A 2,439-nucleotide genomic window follows, 5' to 3' on the forward strand; every position below is an offset into this window, starting at 1 on the left:
AAGAATGAATACGAATATTAATAATCTACTCTATATGAATGACGAAAATAAAATAATTATCTACCAAGTATTCACCCGCCTGTTTGGAAATAACAACAACCACTGTGTCTACAATGGAGACATTGCCACCAATGGTTGTGGGAAAATGGCTGATTTCACTCTCAAAGCACTTAGTGAAATCAAGAAACTGGGTACTACGCATATATGGTATACAGGCATCATCGAGCATGCCACTCAAACGGACTATCGCCGTTATAACATCAGACCGGATCATCCTGCTGTTGTAAAAGGAAAAGCGGGTTCTCCCTATGCTATCAAGGATTATTATGATGTAGATCCTGACTTGGCTAACGATGTGCAAGGACGTATGAAAGAATTTGAGAATCTGGTACATCGCACACATCGCACAGGTCTGAAAGTAATTATTGATTTTGTACCTAATCACGTAGCACGCCAATATCACTCGGATGCACAACCGGACGGTACGACCGAATTGGGAGCTAACGATGACTCCAGCCAATCTTTCAGCCCATATAATAATTTCTATTATATTCCGCAAGCGGAACTTCATGCCCAGTTTGATATGAAAGACGGTGCAGCAGAGCCTTACCGGGAATTCCCGGCGAAAGCTACCGGTAACAATCGTTTTGATGCTACTCCCAATATCACCGACTGGTATGAAACAGTGAAATTAAACTATGGAGTGGATTATCAGAATGGCGGTACTTGCCACTTCTCCCCGACTCCGGATACTTGGATAAAGATGCTGGACATTCTTCTTTTCTGGGCATCAAAAGACATTGATGGTTTCCGTTGCGACATGGCCGAAATGGTTCCTGTTGAATTCTGGGAATGGGCTATTCCTCAAGTAAAAGAGGCTTATCCTGAAATACTTTTCATCGCAGAGGTTTACAATCCAGGTGAATACCGTAACTATCTGTTCCGCGGCAAGTTTGATTACCTGTATGATAAGGTAGGGCTATATGACACGTTACGCAATGTAGCTTGTGGATATGAATCTGCATCCGCTATCACTCATTGCTGGCAAAGTCTGAATGGAATAGAGAAAAAGATGCTCAACTTCCTGGAGAATCACGACGAGCAACGTATCGCTTCTGATTTCTTTGCCGGCAACCCGCGTAAAGGAATTCCCGCACTGATCGTTTCCGCCTGTATGAACACTAATCCTATGATGATCTACTTCGGTCAGGAGTTTGGAGAACTGGGCATGGATAGTGAAGGATTTAGCGGAAGGGACGGACGGACTACTATATTCGATTATTGGAGTGTAGACAGCATACGACGCTGGCGCAACGGAGGTAAATTTGACGGGAAGATGCTTACTGAAGAGCATAAACACCTCTACTCTATCTACCAAAAAGTACTGACGATTTGTAATGAAGAGCAGGCAATCAGCAAGGGAGTATTCTTTGATTTAATGTATGCCAATATAAACGGATGGCGTTTCAATGAGCATAAACAATATACTTTTATGCGAAAATATAAAAATGAGATTCTGTTTTTCATTATTAATTTCGACAGTCAACTGGTAGATGTTGCTATCAATGTGCCTTCACATGCTTTCGACTTTTTACAGATTCCTCAAATGGAATCTTATCAGGCCACTGATTTGATGACGGGCGCTAAAGAAAAAATCAGCCTATTACCTTATAAGCCCACGGATGTTTCAGTCGGAGGCTATAACGGAAAGATTTTAAAGATTACTTTTTAAATAAAAAGACTAAGATCTGTATACTCTTCATCCCTCGGTCACTTATGAATGACCGGGGGATTATTTTATGCACATCACTCAAACAAATATTCTCAAAGGCTGTTTAGGTAGATAAATAATCCTCTAAACTCAAAGCTTATGAAGAAATTTATGATTTGTGCAATCGCATTGTTTCTGCTATTATCTACATCTGTCTTTGGAGATACCCCTCCCGGCAATGTACAGTCGACTTTCAAGAAAATGTATCCTAAAGCAAATGGCGTCGCCTGGTCACAAGACGATGGATATTATTGTGCCAACTTTGCAATGAACGGATTTACTAAAAATGTGTGGTTCAACGTTCGGGGACAATGGGTGATGACGCAGACTGATCTTGTCAACCTCGACCGGCTGACCCCAACAGTCTATAACGCCTTTGTATCCGGCCCATACGCAAATTGGGTGGTAGATAATGTGACAATGGTGGAGTTTCCCAAATGGCAGGCTATTATAGTAATTAAGGTAGGACAAGATAATGTCGACATCAAATATCAGTTATTCTATACTCCACAAGGGGTATTGCTCAAAACGCGCAACGTTAGTGATATGTATGATATTCTCGGGCCAAGTACCTTTCTGGAAAACTAGGAACTGAATTATAGAATAGGGTAATAAATCGAGTAGGAGGAAAACGAAAGCTTTCTTCCTACTTTCGTTTTCCGACCTCT

2 protein-coding genes are annotated in these 2,439 nt (G+C 41.3%); both read left to right on the forward strand.

Annotated elements, in window-relative coordinates:
• Positions 1-34: 34 nt before the first annotated feature.
• Entirely contained in the window at positions 35-1,732 is a 1,698-nt protein-coding gene (locus tag ACT8YW_RS22950) for an alpha-amylase family protein (RefSeq protein ID WP_444107254.1), read from the forward strand.
• Between the two features lie 138 nt (positions 1,733-1,870).
• Positions 1,871-2,359, forward strand: a complete 489-nt coding sequence (locus tag ACT8YW_RS22955; RefSeq protein WP_444107253.1) for a PepSY-like domain-containing protein — start codon at positions 1,871-1,873, stop codon at positions 2,357-2,359.
• The last annotated feature ends 80 nt before the right edge of the window (positions 2,360-2,439 follow it).

Source organism: Bacteroides sp. (genome assembly GCF_052357945.1).
Lineage (GTDB): Bacteria > Bacteroidota > Bacteroidia > Bacteroidales > Bacteroidaceae > Bacteroides.

What these genes read in the sequence shown, in the direction of transcription:
- ACT8YW_RS22955 (WP_444107253.1), top strand. Translation starts at nt 1,871, where the DNA reads ATGAAGAAATTTATGATTTGTGCAATCGCATTGTTTCTGCTATTATCT.
- ACT8YW_RS22950 (WP_444107254.1), top strand. Translation starts at nt 35, where the DNA reads ATGAATGACGAAAATAAAATAATTATCTACCAAGTATTCACCCGCCTG.